Source organism: Peptoniphilus duerdenii ATCC BAA-1640, from assembly GCF_000146345.1.
GTDB lineage: Bacteria > Bacillota > Clostridia > Tissierellales > Peptoniphilaceae > Peptoniphilus_B > Peptoniphilus_B duerdenii.
In genome coordinates, this window is record NZ_GL397071.1 from 1,910,578 (window position 1) to 1,925,313 (window position 14,736).

Here is a 14,736-nt window from a genome sequence, read left to right on the forward strand (position 1 = left end):
TTTTTGAAGAAGAAAAAATAGGGTTTAGAGAAGTGTAGGATATTTATTTATATTTATTATTTTACATTTTGTATTTAACCAAGTCTTTGCAAATGAAATCATCAATTCTTGACCTCACCAAGGTTATACCCGTTCGACTACGACGGCAAAGCCGTCTCCGCTCAGGGTGACTGTCTTCCTTTGGGTTTTCTTAATATAGCCTCTCGGCTGTATAAGCAAAATGCTTCCGCTACAAGAATAAAATAGTAGGAATGATAGTTGTACGGATTTTGCCTGATTAAAAATAATTAGTACCAAAGTTTATGGAAGCAGATTGCTTCCGCTACAAATTTATATATTTCTTTAGACTTCATCGAAACAAAAAAGGCAGAGCATAAATACTCTACCTTCCATTTTACTTATTAAATTTTACTTATTAAACTTTCCTTTATAATCCTTGGTGCCGCCGATATTGGTAAGATTGGTATATCCCATCTTTGCCATCTTTTCTAATGCCATTCTGCTTCTCACTCCGCCGAGACAGTATGCAAAGACTGGTGTGTCCTTATCTTTTATGACATCCACCACTCTTTCTATTTCATCTAGTGGCACATTTATTGCATCCATTATATATCCTGTTTTATATTCTTCTTTTCTTCTCACATCGATTAGGACTGCATTTTCTGTTTCTTCGTACTTTTTAATTTCTTTGTTTATGTCCAATTTCTTTCTAAAAAACCAACACATCAGTGGGTTTTGCCTCCTGTTATCTTTAAATCTTCTCTATTCTCTACTATCGCTTCAATTCCTAGGCTCAGTGCCTTCACAATATTTTCGATACTCATGGACGCCACTTCTTCCTTAGTTGCAACTTGTTCTGGCAAATATGGTATGTGAACAAATCCTGTTTTCATGTGAGGATAGTCTCTACCTGCTAGATTCGCCACGAAGTATGCCACATGGTTACATACAAATGTGCCTGCAGTGTTTGAAACTGATGCCGGGATTCCGGCTTTTCTTATCTTAGAAACCATAGCCTTTATTGGCAAGGTCAACAGATACGCATCTGGACCTTCACAGATTTTTTCATCTATCGGTGAGTTGCCATCGTTATCGTCTATTCCAAAGTCGTCTATATTTATTGCCACTCTCTCAACGGTTATCCCTGCTCGACCTCCTGCTTGTCCTACTGACACCACTACATCTGGTCTATGCCTATCTATATTTTCTTTTAAAATTTCATCGCATCTTGAGATTGAGGTTGGTATCTCAAGTTTTATTATCTCTGCTCCTAAGATTTCATCTTCAAGTCTTTTTACTGCCTCTATGGCAGGATTTATTTTTTCTCCTCCAAATGGATCGAAGCCTGTTACTAATATTTTCATTGGTCCTCCTTTTGTCCTAGTTCCATTTAAAAAATCCCATCTCTCGATAGGATTAATCCCTTTCTCTGTATAGACTCGGGTAGATTTTTTTGCCTGTGAACTCTTCAAATACTTCTGCAAATTTAAGCCTGTTTTCTGTGACGCAACAGCTTACTTTGCCTCCAAATTTGATTATCCACTCATTTTCTTTTATCACTTCTACTAATTTTTCATAAAAATAATCATTTAAGTAGTATATTTCTCTATCGCCTTTTAACTCTTCAAAATATTTTCTAAATAAGCCAAGGGTGGTGTTATTTAAGAATACTTTTTCTTTAGAGTCTTTTAAATATTCTTTAACTAACTCTTTTAAAATATATTCATTCCTATCCATCCCTTGATTTACAAGTAATTGGGAATCTATATAATCTGTAAACCCATAATAATTTTTAGAATCCCCAAGTACAGTCATATCTTTAAATCCATCTAGATCTAAATTTATTACTCTATTTTCAGATTTTGGATAGACTACAATCCTTCCAAGGTTTGGATATGCGATTATCTTCGGATCCATCTTTGTTAGTTCTTCTTGTCTTACTTCTATGATTTCATCTGAACTTTTCCTCATAGCCAATGGATATGCCAAATCGTCGCAAAAATATATGAATTTTTCTTTTTTAAACTCCTCCCCTAGTCTATCGATTGTTTCTATAGAGCCATAGGAGTCGTCGTAAATTATTATTTCATTCATAATTACCACCTAGGTAGACATTTTTATATCTATCTTTAAAATATTTGTACGCGTCCAGAAGTAGATCTCTGTCATAGAATATTCCGAAAATGGTCGGTCCAGACCCACTCATGGCGGATGCTCCACCAAACTTAACCATTCTATCCTTAATTATATCAAGTTCTTTATGCTTTTTAAATACATAGTCTTCCATGTTATTTTTAAGGGAATGATTTAATGCGGATATATTTTTATTTTGTAGAGCTTCTAATATCTTGTCAAAGTCAATCCTACTCTCACTCAATTTTAAATTCTCATAGACTTCTTTGGTGGAGACTTCATATCCTGGATTTATAAGAAGCACATATGGGTCGCTATAATCTACAGGAGTTAAGATTTCTCCTATCCCTTCCGCCAAGCATTTCCCACCAGTCAAACAGTATGGAAAATCTGCTCCAATTTTCTTTGAAAAAGAGATCAGTTCGTCACGCTTAATATTGTACCCGTAGGCTCTGTTTAAATATTTTATGGTTTCTGCTCCGTTAAATGTGCCTCCAGCTATTCCCGCTCCCATTGGCAGAAGTTTATTAAGTCTTACTTTTAAATTTAAATCTTCTCCCACATAGTCGCAAAAGCCTTTGTAGGCTTTGTATATTAAATTGTCCTCTTTTTTTATATTTAGATCGGATATAATTTCAAATCCTTGTGCATCGGTAGAAAATTCCATTTCGTCAAACAGATTCAGTTCGTGCATGATGGTCTTTATATTGTGGTAGCCGTCGTCTCTCTTTGAAATTACATCTAGACCTATATTAATCTTTGATTTTGATTTTACTTTTGTGATTTCCATTATTAATTCCAAATTTTCAATAAAAAAAAGAAGGCTAAGCCTTCTTATATAATCTGAACATCTTCAAATTCTATTTCCTCATCAATAACAGTTACTGCTACTGTGGATGTTAGAACGTCTGAATAAGTATATGAAGAAGTGGTCATTTCATCTCCATTTTCAACTTCGACTACAAATAAGCTGGGATATACAGCCTTTATTTCTCCAAAGCGAGTTACAAATCTCTTCCTGCCCTTATTGGCTCTTAGAATAACTCTTTTACCTATATACTGCTCCAACTCTCTTTTGATCATTTCCATCTGATTCATTGGCGTCCCCCTTAATTTTTCGAAGTTATACTATCATTTCATTAAGTATTATACTATATTTATAGTTATTTGTCAATTTTCCCATTTTCCCAAGGTTTCATCACCTTTTAAATAAAATATTTTTATGAATTTCTGGTTGTGGTATAATATTTTTTAGAAATAATTTTATTGGAGGTAGGAATGTTAAATAAAATTACATTAAACACAGAAGTCATAGAAATGATGCTTTTCTATTGGGAATCTGTGGTAGCTAGAGATAAAGTTGCTGAAGTCTACATGATTGAACTTGCAAATCGTCCAGAGATGAAACCTCTTTACGGCGATGATTTCGAAGTAGATTCTGTAAGAAGAGTGCTTTCTGCAATCGTAAATAGAGAAATCTTAAACGGTGCAACTAAGAAAGAACTTAGATTCTGGAACTACAATATGTGGATGACCGAAGATCTTGAATTCATGAGAAGCATGGTTAACCCTGTGAAGACTATGAATCTTGAAAATATTAGAAAAAAATATGAAAATACTAGCAAGTACGACAACATCGAAGTGAGATTTGTCCCAGGACATTTCGATATCTACTACATCGAAGACAATGTACTAACCATCAACTTCTTCTGTCTTGCTACAGATTTTGCAGGTGGATTTAATATCGATGGCGTTCCTTATATGGAATTTATCGAACAAAAAATCGGCGAAATGGTTAAATAAGAAAAATGATAAAGATTTAGAGGCGAAAGCCTCTTTTTTATTTTTAAATTTTACATAGTTTTTTTAACTTCTAAAACAAAATCTCGTGGCTACTAATTATTTAAATTTTTTTTTTACAAATATAAAAAAAGGCATTTTCCAATGCCTTTGCCATTTAAATTATTTAATTATAATCTTTTAGAGCCTTTCTGATTCTCATATCAGAGTCTCTCTTTGCCATTGCATCCCTCTTGTCATAGAGTTTCTTACCTCTTGCAAGGGCAATCTCAAGTTTTACTCTTCCCCTCACCAGGTACGCCTTTAGCGGCACGATGGTAAATCCTTTTTGATCTACATCTCTTGCAAGTTTTCTAATCTCTGCCTTGTTAAGTAGGAGTTTTCTTCTTCGAAGTGGATCCACATTGAATATATTTCCCATTTCATATGGACTTATATGCATCCCTTCAACGAATACTTCTCCATCTTTGATTTCAACATAGGCATCTTTTAAATTGCACTTGCCTCTTCGTAGAGATTTCACTTCAGTGCCTACTAATACTATTCCCGCTTCGTAAGATTTCTCTATGAAAAAGTCATGCCTTGCCTTTCTATTGGTCGCAAGTACCTTCTCTTCCATCTATACTCTCCAATTCAAAATCAATCTCTCCAGTAGTTATATTTGAATTAACTACCACTACATTCACCATATCGCCCATGTGATACACTTCTTCTCTATCATTTGCCACGGCGGTGTAGTTATTTTCGTCCATTTCGTAGAATCCATCCATAGTCTTATATGGAACTAGACCTTCTACCAAGTTTTCCAGTTGCACAAACATTCCAAACGAAGTTATGGATACGATTATTCCGCTATACTTTTCGCCAATCCTGTCCTTCATATATTCAGCCATCTTTACAGATTCAACTTTTCTTTCGCAGGTTTGGGCAACTCTTTCCATCTTGGAAGTCTGTTCCGCAACTATGTGTGAAAGTTCATCGTAGTATTCAATCTTTTTCCTGCTTAGTAATCCCTTTAGATTTGCCTTTATAATTCTATGGATAAATAGGTCCGCATACCTTCTAATTGGCGATGTGAAATGGGAATAATACTTAGACGCTAGACCGAAGTGTATATCATTTACTTCTGAGTATCTCGCCTTTTGTAGAGATCTTAGAAGTAGTGTGGACACGAATAGTTCCTCAGATGTACCCTTCACCTTGTCGATGATATTTCTAAATTCAACAGGGCGTAGCTCTCTAAAATTATTGATGCTAAGTCCAAGATGTCTAATTGCTGAATTTAATCTCTCCACATCTTCTTCGTCAGGTTCTTCGTGAATTCTATATAGAAACGGAAGTTCCAACCAATAGTATTCCTCTGCTACGGTTTCGTTAGCGCAAATCATAAATTCCTCTATGATTTTATTTCCAATTCTTCTATCCTTAACCAAAATATCTATTGGCACTCCATTTTCATCGGTTATAATTTCTGGTTCTTTAAAATCAAAATCTATGGAGCCTCTGTCATATCTCTTCTTCATGAGAATTTCTGCAAGTTCTTTTGCCATATCTAATGAATCGTAGAGACCTTCGAGACTAGGGTGTTTCTTCCCTTCTTCTAGATAGTCGGACACATTGTCATAGACGAGCCTTCTCTTGGATTTTATAAATGACTCTTCGATTTTATGTTCCACGACTTTACCCTTCTTATCTATTTCCATAAACACTGAAAGGGTAAGTCTAACTACTCCTTCGTTTAAAGAACAGATTCCGTTGGATAGTTCCTTTGGAAGCATCGGATATACCTTATCTTGAAGATAGTAGGAATTTCCTCTTTTAAATGCTTCTTTATCCAGGTAGGAATCCTCTTTTACATATTGACTTACATCTGCAATATGCACTCCCAAGCGGTAATTATCTCCCACTTTTTCCAAAGAAATTGCATCGTCAAAATCCTTCGAATCCGCTCCATCGATGGTGTAGATGACCATGTCCGTCAAATCATGTCTGCCTTCAAGTTGCTTTTCAGTCGGTGCCTCTGGCATGTACTTCGCTTCATTTGAAACTTTTTTCGGAAATGAAGTAGGAATATCAAAACTCTTTGCGATGGATTCAATATCCACGTATGGATCTTCTGGAAACCCTAGGATTTCTACTATCTCTCCCTCAGGCTTCTTATCCTTTTCTGCCCATTTTTTAATCTTTGCAACTACCTTCTGTCCATCTTCTGCACCGTTTATATCTTCTCCTCTGATAAATATATCGGTGCCCACCTTTTTATCGTCAGGAACGACGAATCCAAAATCTTTTGAACTTTGGAATGTGCCGACAAACTTAGTAGCATTTCTCTTTATAATTCTAAGGATTTTTCCTTCACGCTTTTCTCCAGAACTTACCTTGTCTATCTTTACAAGGACAGTATCCTTGTTGACGGTAGAACCCATGAATTCCGATGGAATAAACACATCTTCCCCATCATTCATAAGTAGAAATCCAAATCCTTTTTCATTCTTTGCAATTTCTCCCACTGCGTAGGAAATATTGTCTATGGCGTGAATCCTTTCCTTGCGGTCCACATAGATTTTCCCATCCCTGTTCATATTTTCCAAAGTCTTTATAAATGGACCTCTGCTGTACTTGTCCACTTCAAACGCCTTTAGAATGGTCTTTATAGTTACAACTTTGTTCGAATTTATATATTCTAAAATCGCATCTTCAATCATCATAGTTTAGCTCCATAACTGGTGCTATTGAATAGATCTGTGTCGTAGGAATATATATTTTTTTCGAATTCTTTGCTTCTTCTAAATGCTAGATCAATCTGTCTATCTATAAGTTCTTTAAATGAAATTCCCATCGGTTCAAATAAGTAAAAAGCAATTGAACCTGGTAGGGTGTTGATTTCATTTACATATACTTTTTCATTTTCATCTACTAGGAAGTCTATTCTCGCAACTCCCATTGCATCTATACTTCTAAATGCAAGCTTAGCAAGACGCTTAACTTCTTCTGTCATCTCATCAGGAATATTTGCAGGTAGATTCTTCTTTTGATTCTTCATGCCTACGCTCTTTGAGCCTTTGCCACCGCTTTTGTACTTGTCATCATAAGTTAAGAAATCTTCCCAGGTGATTGGTTCTTCTGTAAGAGAAGCTTGTAGATCATCTTCATATCCCAAGACTGCACAATTTATTTCTCTAGGCTTTTCTACAGATTTTTCAACGATGATCTTCCTGTCGTAGTGCATTGCAACTTCCACCGCATCTTTAAGTTCAGCTTCATTCTTTGCCTTTGAAATTCCAACGGATGAACCGAGGTTTGCAGGTTTAACAAAAACTGGGTAGCCAATCTTCTCAGCTTCCGCCTTAACAATGTCAAATTTATAGAAATCTCTGTAAAAATAGAAGTAATCCGTCATAGGAATATTTTGTGATTTAAACACATCCTTCATGATTACCTTGTCCATTCCCACTGCTGCTGCGTTAACAGCACAACCTGTGTAAGGAATACCAATGAATTGTAAGATTCCTTGCACCGCACCGTCTTCTCCAAAAGTCCCATGAAGTGCTACGAATACGGCGTCAATCTTTGCAAAGACAACTGTGCCAGAAGTCTTCTTAGAGAAGAGACCTCCTCCTTGTTCTTCCTCTGTATAAAGGTTAAAATCTCCCCTTACAGGTTTGAAAAATACTTCCTTTGCATCTTCAAGTTTATTTCTCTTTATATTTCCAAAATCTTTTATTGCATCTCCAGATAAGAACTTACCTTCCTTGGTAACTAGTACAGGGATTGGATTGTACTTAGTCTTATCCATATTTTCTACAACTTGCATCCCAGTTATTACAGACACTTCGTGTTCAACTGAGACTCCTCCAAATAATACTGCTATATTCTTCATATTACTCCTCATAACTATCAGGTAGATCATTTTCAAAGAGCACCACATCCCTAGGCGCTGTAATCTTGCCTAGTTCAGACGTTGCGTCGTTTAAACTTCTCACAGAGATAATCCTACCTTCATCAAATTTACTGTCCAACAGTCCGCGTCTAATCGGTTCTGTCCTCTTTATACCTACTAAAATTGCATAGTCACATACTTTTGCAATTTCCTTACCAACTTTATAATTTTCTTCCTCTTCCATTTCTCCAAGCTCAACCATGCCAGGAGTTACGATGATCTTCTTGCCATCTTTGAACTGTGATAGAACCTTAAGAGCCGCTCTAAATCCAACTGGGTTTGAGTTAAATGCATCATCTATAACGATGACTCCACCTTGACCTTCGATTAGATTAAGTCTGTGTTCCACGCTCTCAATCTTTTCGATTCTATCCTTTACTTCTTCAAGGCTCATTCCAAGTTCCATACCGATTGCCACTGAAGCTAGCAGATTTTGCACAGAATGTTCCCCGAGAAGCTTGGTAGTACACTCTATAGATCCCTTTTCTTTGGAAACCAGTGTGAATGTGCTTCCCCTTTCGGAAACTTCTATGTCCTTTGCATAGTAGTCAAGCTTCATAAAGTCCTTGGTACCGTACCTTATAGTCTTCTTCGTCGTCTTGTCCGCAAGTTCTCTCACATACTTATTGTCGTAGTTAAAGATTGCAGTTCCATTTTCATCCAAGTCTTCAATAAGCTCGTACTTGGTCTTCATTATATTTTCAATAGTCTTATACATTTGCATATGGGTCGGACCTATGGCAGTTATGACTCCTATGTCCGGTTGCACAAGACTTGCAACTTCATGAATCTCACCAGGTTTGTATGCTCCAAGTTCCGCCAAGAAAATCTCCCTAGAACTATCAAGCTCGTTATTTATAACCTTTGAAAGTCCCATAGGTGTGTTGTAGGAAGATGGAGTATTTTGCACTCTGAACTTCTCATCAAGCATGGTGCTTGTGAAGAATTTTACAGAAGTCTTCCCAAAAGATCCGGTGATTCCTATGACCTTTAGCCCAGATTCAGCTTTAAGTCTTCTGATTTTTTCTTGGGCACTGGTATAAAATCCCATGTTGATTTTCTTTTCCTTTGGAAGATTTATAGCATTTGCAACTATCATCATCTGCGGTTGCATAAATAGTGCTATAAGTAAAAATATAATCCCTGCATAGATTGAGATTCTGTAATTTGTAAAGCACAAAATCGCAAGTATCACAACTGTTACGAGACCTCTGTAAATATTCAAATAGGTTGCAAGAAGCCTCTTTGCCCTGTCAGTCATAACAAGCGGAGTCTTAGAATCCGTCTTTTCATTAAAAGGACTATATGCCTTAGAAAAATTATTCTTTATCCAATCTCTATATTTGTCGTTGTCATATTCATTTAGCTGAATTATGTTTAAATGGTACTTCGCCTTTGCGGTGATAAGCACCCTCCAAGCTATATAAGCCACAATGTACACAACAAATTCTATAATTAACTTTGTCTTATCCATCAATATCTCCTAAATACGAATTTATAACGGCACAGAAGGTACCGTAATCATCCAAATAGCTGTAGTGACCTCCGTTAAGCACTACCAAACCGGAATTTTTAATCTTGCTTTCAAAAATCTTACCCATGTACACAGGGGTGGCGTCGTCTCTTTCACCCCAGATGAGCAGAGTATCGGAATTAATCTTCGAAAACTCTTCCTCGGTCGATTCATTGACCACCTTAACAAATGTCGATCTCATGATACCAGAAGTATCCCTGTAATCGTCGGAACCGAATCTCTTGTAGAATTTTTCGAGGGAATCCTTTTTCCAAAAAAATAATAATTTGTACATATTTTTAAGAAATTTAAAAGAATAAACTTTAAAATAGTAGCTCATCTTTCTCTTTGGAAGGACCCCAGAGGCATCCACAAGGACAAGTTTCTCAACCATGTCCTCATGCTTTGGAGCAAAACAAGTTAATGTCTTACCACCGAAGGAATGACCGATAAATATCGCTCTATCAATCTCAAATTCCTTTAAGACCTTCAGTAAAAAATCCGAGTAGTCATATGTGGACCACACCCCGGTCGGCTCATCGCTATCTCCAAAACCTGGAGCATCATATGCAAGAAATGGGCGTCCAGAAATAGAATTTACAATGGGCATAATCGACTCAATATTAGCACCCCATCCGTGAAGAATCACAACAGGCGTGCCATCGCCCTCTCTACGTATGTAGGCGGTCTTAATACCATCTATAACCTTAAAATCTTTTTTCATTTCAGATCCTTTTCATCGATATAGATATAGTTTTCTCTGTCTTCTTTAGTAGGCTCGGAGATATTTCCACTGTAAGCATCGTCAAATCTCTGACTGTCTACATTTTCAATCTTTAGAGAAAGTTCCAAGGCATGAAGGCGTGCAGTAGCCTCGTCAATCTTTTCGATATAGTCACCGTAGAGGATATCTGCATCCTCCTTCTTCGCATCATAAGCCCTCTTGCCAAGATCCTTGTAAAGATTGTCAAGGGCTCTAGATTGTTTCAAAATTTCCAATCTAATAGATGCAGTTTCTTTTATATCCAAAGACTTGAGTTTAATCACTCTCTTCGCCTCAGTTAGTTGTCTATTTAAATTTTCAAAATTAATTTTTAAATCATCTAATAAACTCATTAAACACCTCTAGACTATTATATCAAACTTATTAATATTTTTAAATTTATCTTGCATTGGGTATAAATAAATCGAGGTGAGAGCATGAATAAATTTACACTATATGTAGGTACAATATGTCCTTACTGCAAACGAGTAGAAAGATTTATCGAAGACAATGGCATAAAAGGTGTGGAAATTAAAAACATCGATACCGACCCAGAAGCAAGAGACCATCTTATCAAGTTCGGTGGCAAAAGACAAGTACCTTGCCTAATGTACGATGACAAATATCTCTATGAATCATTAGATATAATAAACTATCTAAAAGAACATGGAGAAAGATAATACATTGGAAATTAGAGAATAAATAAATTTAGCCTTGGAAACAAGGCTATTTTTATTTTTTTGGTTATTATTGCATAGAGAAATCAAACCTATTCAATTCAAATAGGCACTAAATTATCCTTCCTCAGCCGCAAGGCGTACATCAACCTAAATTCCTATTCACACCCGTAGCGGAAATCCAGGTTCCACAGCCGAGAGGCTACCAAGTCCTCCCAACTGCAGTCACCCTGAGCGAGGAAATTTATTTCCGAGTCGAACGGGTATAACTTCCGAAGGTCAAGTCCTTGCAACTGCATCGTAGCAGAAGTAACCTGCTTCCATAAACCATGAAACTATATTATTTTTCCTCAGCCGTAAGGCGTGTTATAACTAAACCTTAAATTTATCCCTGTAGCGGAACCTTCCAGGTTCCACAGCCGAAGGCGTGAGGTCTTTAAACCTTGCAAATAATTAACACATATCGAGCGACAATCCACCCAACTGCAGTCACCCCGAGAGGCATTCGAGACCTGCAACGAAATCGGAGATTTCGGCTAGGGCTTCGACGTATGAAGTCTTTAAACCTTGCAAATAATTAATACTTATCGAGCAGGAACCATTCCACTTAGTCATCCTTACTTGACCCCACCAGGGTTATACCCGTTCGACTTCGACGGTTTCGCATTGCTTCACCGTCTCCGCTCAGGGTGACGACATATCTTTAGGTTATCTTTGTAGAGATCCTTCGACTTCAAAGGCTACCGCCTTTTCCGCTCAGGGTGACTGTCTTCCTTCGGTTTATTCTTGAAATGATGTCTGTAGGTGGTCGTCACCCTGAGCGAGGAAATTTATTTCCGAGTCGAACGGGTATAACCTCCGAAGGTCAAGTCTATGCAAGTGAATCATCCAAACATAACCCCACCAGGGTGTAGGGTGACTGTCTTCCTCCGATTTTCTTCAAAAATTTCCTTCCCAACAAAAAAAGACGGCTAAACCGTCTTCATCCTTTAAATCATATAAAATTATCTTATTTATAATCCCAAACTTAGTAACTTACCCTATTCTTAAGCGCTGTTTCGATGGTCAGTTCGTCGTAATATTCCAAGTTACCTCCCACCGGAATCCCGTGGGCGATTCTCGTCATAAGCACTCCCGTATCCTTAAGCGCTTCTTGAATATACATGGCAGTGGTATCCCCATCGGTGGTTGGATTCGTGGCGATGATCACCTCTTTGATACCGCCGTCCTTGACCCTTTTCACCAATGAAGCAAACCTTAAATCACTTGGGAATATTCCCCTCGTCGGTTGCACAGTTCCGTGAAGAACATGGTAAAGCCCGTGATAACTGTTGGTCTTCTCCATTGAAGCCACGTCCCTCGGTCTTTCCACCACGCAAATAGTGGTCCTGTCCCTACTTTCGTCGGTGCATATGTCGCAAGGGTCGTCGTCGGTAAAATTGTGGCATATGGAACATTCCTCGATGTTTTCCGCCGCATCAACTATCGCCTTTGCCAGACCTCGCGCTTCCTCTTTATCCTGCTCAAGAATATAATAAAGGATTCTCTCCGCAGATTTATCCCCCACTCCAGGTAATTTCGTCAGTTCGTAAATTAAATTTTCTAATGGCCTACTCATCTTATAGTCCAGGGATATTTAGTCCGCCTGTAAGCTTGCCCATTCTCTTGTTTGCGATGTTGTCCGCTTCGTCCATGGCACTGTTAACCGCAGTTAGCACTAGGTCTTCAAGCATGCCCACGTCTTCTGGATCCACAACCGCTTCATCGATTTTAATTCTAATTAGTTCCTTTTTACCATTGACAGTCGCTTCCACAGCGCCACCGCCTGAGCTAGCTGTCACTTCTTGGTTCTTTAGTTCCTCTTCAAGGTTTTCCATTTGTTTTTGAAGCTTTTGCATCTGCTTCATCATGTTGTTCATATTTCCCCCGCCTGGGAATCCTCCAAATTTCATAATATCTTCCTTTCTATTTTATTGAATCTTTTCCAAATAAATTTTCAATCCTATCCTTAATAGAATCGACGTTCCTATTAGATTTTACCACAAATTTAACCGAAATATTATCATTTGTCAGTTCTTTTAACACAGACTCAATCTTTTCGATGGACTCGTGATTGTTAAGAGTAGTGTAGAAACTTCTGCCCTGCTCCTCAAATGCGATGGTCGCCACATTATTTTCAAAGGAATCGAGCCTGCCCATGACAAGCATACCAGAGATGATCCTCTCAGAACGCTCCTTCAATATTGAAATCGCACGATTAAATATACCTTGCAGTTCATTATCAGAATAATCTATATCCGCCTTGGTTTCCATTGTTTCCTCGGTTTCAACCGCATTTATATCTGTTTCAGCCGCATCCTCTTGGCTTTTCTCGATTGTATTCATGTCAGACTGATCATCCACAGGAACTTCTGTAATATCTTTTGGAATTTCATTTTCGATTTCTTTTTCAACATTTTCTTTGGTTTCATTTGAAACTTTATCGTCAATGATTTCAGAAACTACTTCCTTAGCAAGAGGTTTTTCAACCGCAGCCGGATTTTCCTTCTTCGCAAAATTAAACTCAAACTTTTCCCTCTTAGGAGCCTTAAGCCCAGATAAATCTCCGGAGCTTAGCATCCTTTCAAGATTTTCCACACGATTTAAAATATCGTCCTGCCTTGATGCCACAATCTCAAGCAGAGCCGCCTCGAGCATGGTCCTCTTGTTTGTAATATACCTGGACCTCGCCTTGGTCTCGCTCAAAATCTTGATAATATTTAAAATCTCAGAATTGGAAAAAGCATTGGCAATAGCCACATACCTGTCCATATCTCGCACGCGAATGATCTTTCTAGGATAATTTAAATTCTTCGCAATCAAAATATTTCTAAAAAATGACACGATTCCGTCGATTAAAACCATCATATCCTTGCCATCATCAGCAAGGTTCGCAACGGACATAATGATACTTGACGCATCGGAATTTAAAATCGAAGTGGCAAGTTCAAAAAGAGTATCCTCCGTGGTAACACCCAACACCTCGATGATCTTGTCGTAGCTAATATTATTATCGTTAATAGCCACAACCCTGTCGAGAAGAGACACTGCATCCCTCATGGAGCCGTCCGCCATCTGTGCGATTAAATCAATTCCAGCCTCATCGATGGACTTGCCTTCCTTCGCCAAAATCTCAGAAATATTTTTAGAAATCGTGTCAATGGAAATTCTCTTAAAAGTGTACCTTTGAGTCCTCGAAAGAATCGTCTGAGGCACCCTCTCAATCTCCGTCGTCGCCAAAATAAATATGAGATGCTTCGGAGGCTCTTCCAAAATCTTTAGAAGTGCATTGAAAGCGCCTTTTGAAAGCATGTGCACCTCGTCGATAATGTAGACCTTGTACTTAGAAGTGCTCGGCGGATAGAACGCCTTTTCTCGCAAATCCCTGATGTCATCCACACCATTATTAGAAGCCGCATCCATCTCAACCACATCGAGATTCGTGCCACGTAGGATTGATTTACAAGTCTCGCACTCGTTACAAGGATTGCCATCGATAGGATGCTCGCAGTTAACCGCCCTTGCCAAAATCTTTGCCGTCGAAGTCTTGCCCGTTCCCCTAGTGCCAGAAAAAATGTATGCATGAGAAACCGTCGAATTCTTCACTTGATATTTAATTGAATTTATAACCTGGTCTTGACCGACAACCTCGTCAAAAGTCCTAGACCTGTATTTTCTATATAAAGCTTGATACATAATTCACCTAAAACTATTATAACATAGGACCAAGACGGATTAATAAAAAAATAATAATTTACGATTAACGACGAAACCTTCCCCACTGCAGTCACCTTACAAGAGAGACAACCATCCCAGCTGGTCATCCTGAGCGTAAAAGACGTCAGCCTTTGGAGTCGAAGGATCTGACCTA

At 37.9% G+C, this 14,736-nt stretch carries 16 protein-coding genes; 2 read left to right on the forward strand and 14 right to left on the reverse strand.

Going from position 1 to position 14,736, the window contains the following annotated elements:
* Nucleotides 1-408: 408 nt before the first annotated feature.
* From HMPREF9225_RS08675 to HMPREF9225_RS08695, 5 genes are read right to left on the reverse strand one after another with little or no spacing between them, the layout of a single operon-like run.
* A complete protein-coding gene (locus tag HMPREF9225_RS08675) occupies nucleotides 409-726 on the reverse strand; it encodes a rhodanese-like domain-containing protein (RefSeq protein WP_008902569.1) in 318 nt (105 codons plus the stop codon).
* Entirely contained in the window at nucleotides 726-1,364 is a 639-nt protein-coding gene (gene pcp, locus HMPREF9225_RS08680) for a pyroglutamyl-peptidase I (protein ID WP_008902570.1), read from the reverse strand. The genes HMPREF9225_RS08675 and pcp overlap by 1 nt, the downstream gene beginning before the upstream one ends.
* Nucleotides 1,365-1,416: 52 nt before the next feature.
* Complete coding sequence (locus tag HMPREF9225_RS08685) at nucleotides 1,417-2,094, reverse strand: hypothetical protein (protein WP_008902571.1); 678 nt, start codon at nucleotides 2,092-2,094, stop codon at nucleotides 1,417-1,419.
* The gene (gene ispE / locus HMPREF9225_RS08690) at nucleotides 2,087-2,923 is read right to left on the reverse strand and encodes a 4-(cytidine 5'-diphospho)-2-C-methyl-D-erythritol kinase (RefSeq protein WP_008902572.1); all 837 of its coding nucleotides are present in this window, start codon (nucleotides 2,921-2,923) and stop codon (nucleotides 2,087-2,089) included. Before ispE ends, HMPREF9225_RS08685 begins: the two co-directional genes overlap by 8 nt.
* A 44-nt stretch (nucleotides 2,924-2,967) precedes the next feature.
* The gene (locus HMPREF9225_RS08695) at nucleotides 2,968-3,231 is read right to left on the reverse strand and encodes a Veg family protein (RefSeq protein ID WP_008902573.1); all 264 of its coding nucleotides are present in this window, start codon (nucleotides 3,229-3,231) and stop codon (nucleotides 2,968-2,970) included.
* Nucleotides 3,232-3,411: 180 nt separating this feature from the next.
* Here HMPREF9225_RS08695 and HMPREF9225_RS08700 point away from each other — a divergent pair, with 180 nt between their 5' ends.
* Nucleotides 3,412-3,936, forward strand: coding sequence for a TDE2712 family protein (locus tag HMPREF9225_RS08700; protein WP_008902574.1), 525 nt, complete (start codon nucleotides 3,412-3,414; stop codon nucleotides 3,934-3,936).
* A 163-nt stretch (nucleotides 3,937-4,099) separates the two neighbouring features.
* Here the strand turns inward: HMPREF9225_RS08700 and smpB are convergent, their stop codons facing one another.
* From smpB to HMPREF9225_RS08730, 6 genes are read right to left on the reverse strand one after another with little or no spacing between them, the layout of a single operon-like run.
* On the reverse strand, nucleotides 4,100-4,552 hold the full coding sequence (smpB, locus tag HMPREF9225_RS08705) for an SsrA-binding protein SmpB (RefSeq protein WP_008902575.1): 453 nt from the start codon (nucleotides 4,550-4,552) through the stop codon (nucleotides 4,100-4,102).
* A complete protein-coding gene (gene rnr / locus HMPREF9225_RS08710; RefSeq protein ID WP_008902576.1) occupies nucleotides 4,524-6,641 on the reverse strand; it encodes a ribonuclease R in 2,118 nt (705 codons plus the stop codon). Before rnr ends, smpB begins: the two co-directional genes overlap by 29 nt.
* A complete protein-coding gene (locus HMPREF9225_RS08715; RefSeq protein ID WP_040551474.1) occupies nucleotides 6,638-7,813 on the reverse strand; it encodes a D-alanine--D-alanine ligase family protein in 1,176 nt (391 codons plus the stop codon). The genes rnr and HMPREF9225_RS08715 overlap by 4 nt, the downstream gene beginning before the upstream one ends.
* A 1-nt stretch (nucleotide 7,814) precedes the next feature.
* Nucleotides 7,815-9,347, reverse strand: coding sequence for a Mur ligase family protein (locus HMPREF9225_RS08720; RefSeq protein WP_008902578.1), 1,533 nt, complete (start codon nucleotides 9,345-9,347; stop codon nucleotides 7,815-7,817).
* Nucleotides 9,340-10,110, reverse strand: a complete 771-nt coding sequence (locus HMPREF9225_RS08725; protein WP_008902579.1) for an alpha/beta fold hydrolase — start codon at nucleotides 10,108-10,110, stop codon at nucleotides 9,340-9,342. Before HMPREF9225_RS08725 ends, HMPREF9225_RS08720 begins: the two co-directional genes overlap by 8 nt.
* Nucleotides 10,107-10,502, reverse strand: coding sequence for a hypothetical protein (locus HMPREF9225_RS08730; protein WP_008902580.1), 396 nt, complete (start codon nucleotides 10,500-10,502; stop codon nucleotides 10,107-10,109). The genes HMPREF9225_RS08725 and HMPREF9225_RS08730 overlap by 4 nt, the downstream gene beginning before the upstream one ends.
* 84 nt (nucleotides 10,503-10,586) lie before the next feature.
* On the opposite strand from HMPREF9225_RS08730, the gene HMPREF9225_RS08735 reads away from it, so the two are divergent.
* The gene (locus HMPREF9225_RS08735) at nucleotides 10,587-10,829 is read left to right on the forward strand and encodes a glutaredoxin family protein (protein ID WP_008902581.1); all 243 of its coding nucleotides are present in this window, start codon (nucleotides 10,587-10,589) and stop codon (nucleotides 10,827-10,829) included.
* Nucleotides 10,830-11,853: 1,024 nt separating this feature from the next.
* On the opposite strand, the gene recR is transcribed toward HMPREF9225_RS08735, so the two are convergent.
* Genes recR through dnaX form a run of 3 tightly spaced genes read right to left on the reverse strand, consistent with a single transcriptional unit; the run spans nucleotide 11,854 to nucleotide 14,561 of the window.
* On the reverse strand, nucleotides 11,854-12,444 hold the full coding sequence (gene recR, locus HMPREF9225_RS08740; protein ID WP_008902582.1) for a recombination mediator RecR: 591 nt from the start codon (nucleotides 12,442-12,444) through the stop codon (nucleotides 11,854-11,856).
* 1 nt (nucleotide 12,445) lies between these two features.
* The gene (locus HMPREF9225_RS08745) at nucleotides 12,446-12,778 is read right to left on the reverse strand and encodes a YbaB/EbfC family nucleoid-associated protein (protein ID WP_008902583.1); all 333 of its coding nucleotides are present in this window, start codon (nucleotides 12,776-12,778) and stop codon (nucleotides 12,446-12,448) included.
* A gap of 13 nt (nucleotides 12,779-12,791) precedes the next feature.
* Nucleotides 12,792-14,561, reverse strand: coding sequence for a DNA polymerase III subunit gamma/tau (gene dnaX, locus HMPREF9225_RS09885; RefSeq protein WP_008902584.1), 1,770 nt, complete (start codon nucleotides 14,559-14,561; stop codon nucleotides 12,792-12,794).
* Nucleotides 14,562-14,736: the final 175 nt, after the last annotated feature.

Coding starts and splice junctions, on each gene's coding strand:
- HMPREF9225_RS08745 (WP_008902583.1), bottom strand. CDS start 12,778: ATGAAATTTGGAGGATTCCCAGGCGGGGGAAATATGAACAACATGATG.
- HMPREF9225_RS08725 (WP_008902579.1), bottom strand. CDS start 10,110: ATGAAAAAAGATTTTAAGGTTATAGATGGTATTAAGACCGCCTACATA.
- ispE (WP_008902572.1), bottom strand. CDS start 2,923: ATGGAAATCACAAAAGTAAAATCAAAATCAAAGATTAATATAGGTCTA.
- HMPREF9225_RS08700 (WP_008902574.1), top strand. CDS start 3,412: ATGTTAAATAAAATTACATTAAACACAGAAGTCATAGAAATGATGCTT.
- rnr (WP_008902576.1), bottom strand. CDS start 6,641: ATGATGATTGAAGATGCGATTTTAGAATATATAAATTCGAACAAAGTT.
- recR (WP_008902582.1), bottom strand. CDS start 12,444: ATGAGTAGGCCATTAGAAAATTTAATTTACGAACTGACGAAATTACCT.
- HMPREF9225_RS08735 (WP_008902581.1), top strand. CDS start 10,587: ATGAATAAATTTACACTATATGTAGGTACAATATGTCCTTACTGCAAA.
- HMPREF9225_RS08675 (WP_008902569.1), bottom strand. CDS start 726: ATGTGTTGGTTTTTTAGAAAGAAATTGGACATAAACAAAGAAATTAAA.
- dnaX (WP_008902584.1), bottom strand. CDS start 14,561: ATGTATCAAGCTTTATATAGAAAATACAGGTCTAGGACTTTTGACGAG.
- pcp (WP_008902570.1), bottom strand. CDS start 1,364: ATGAAAATATTAGTAACAGGCTTCGATCCATTTGGAGGAGAAAAAATA.
- HMPREF9225_RS08695 (WP_008902573.1), bottom strand. CDS start 3,231: ATGAATCAGATGGAAATGATCAAAAGAGAGTTGGAGCAGTATATAGGT.
- HMPREF9225_RS08685 (WP_008902571.1), bottom strand. CDS start 2,094: ATGAATGAAATAATAATTTACGACGACTCCTATGGCTCTATAGAAACA.
- HMPREF9225_RS08715 (WP_040551474.1), bottom strand. CDS start 7,813: ATGAAGAATATAGCAGTATTATTTGGAGGAGTCTCAGTTGAACACGAA.
- HMPREF9225_RS08720 (WP_008902578.1), bottom strand. CDS start 9,347: ATGGATAAGACAAAGTTAATTATAGAATTTGTTGTGTACATTGTGGCT.
- smpB (WP_008902575.1), bottom strand. CDS start 4,552: ATGGAAGAGAAGGTACTTGCGACCAATAGAAAGGCAAGGCATGACTTT.
- HMPREF9225_RS08730 (WP_008902580.1), bottom strand. CDS start 10,502: ATGAGTTTATTAGATGATTTAAAAATTAATTTTGAAAATTTAAATAGA.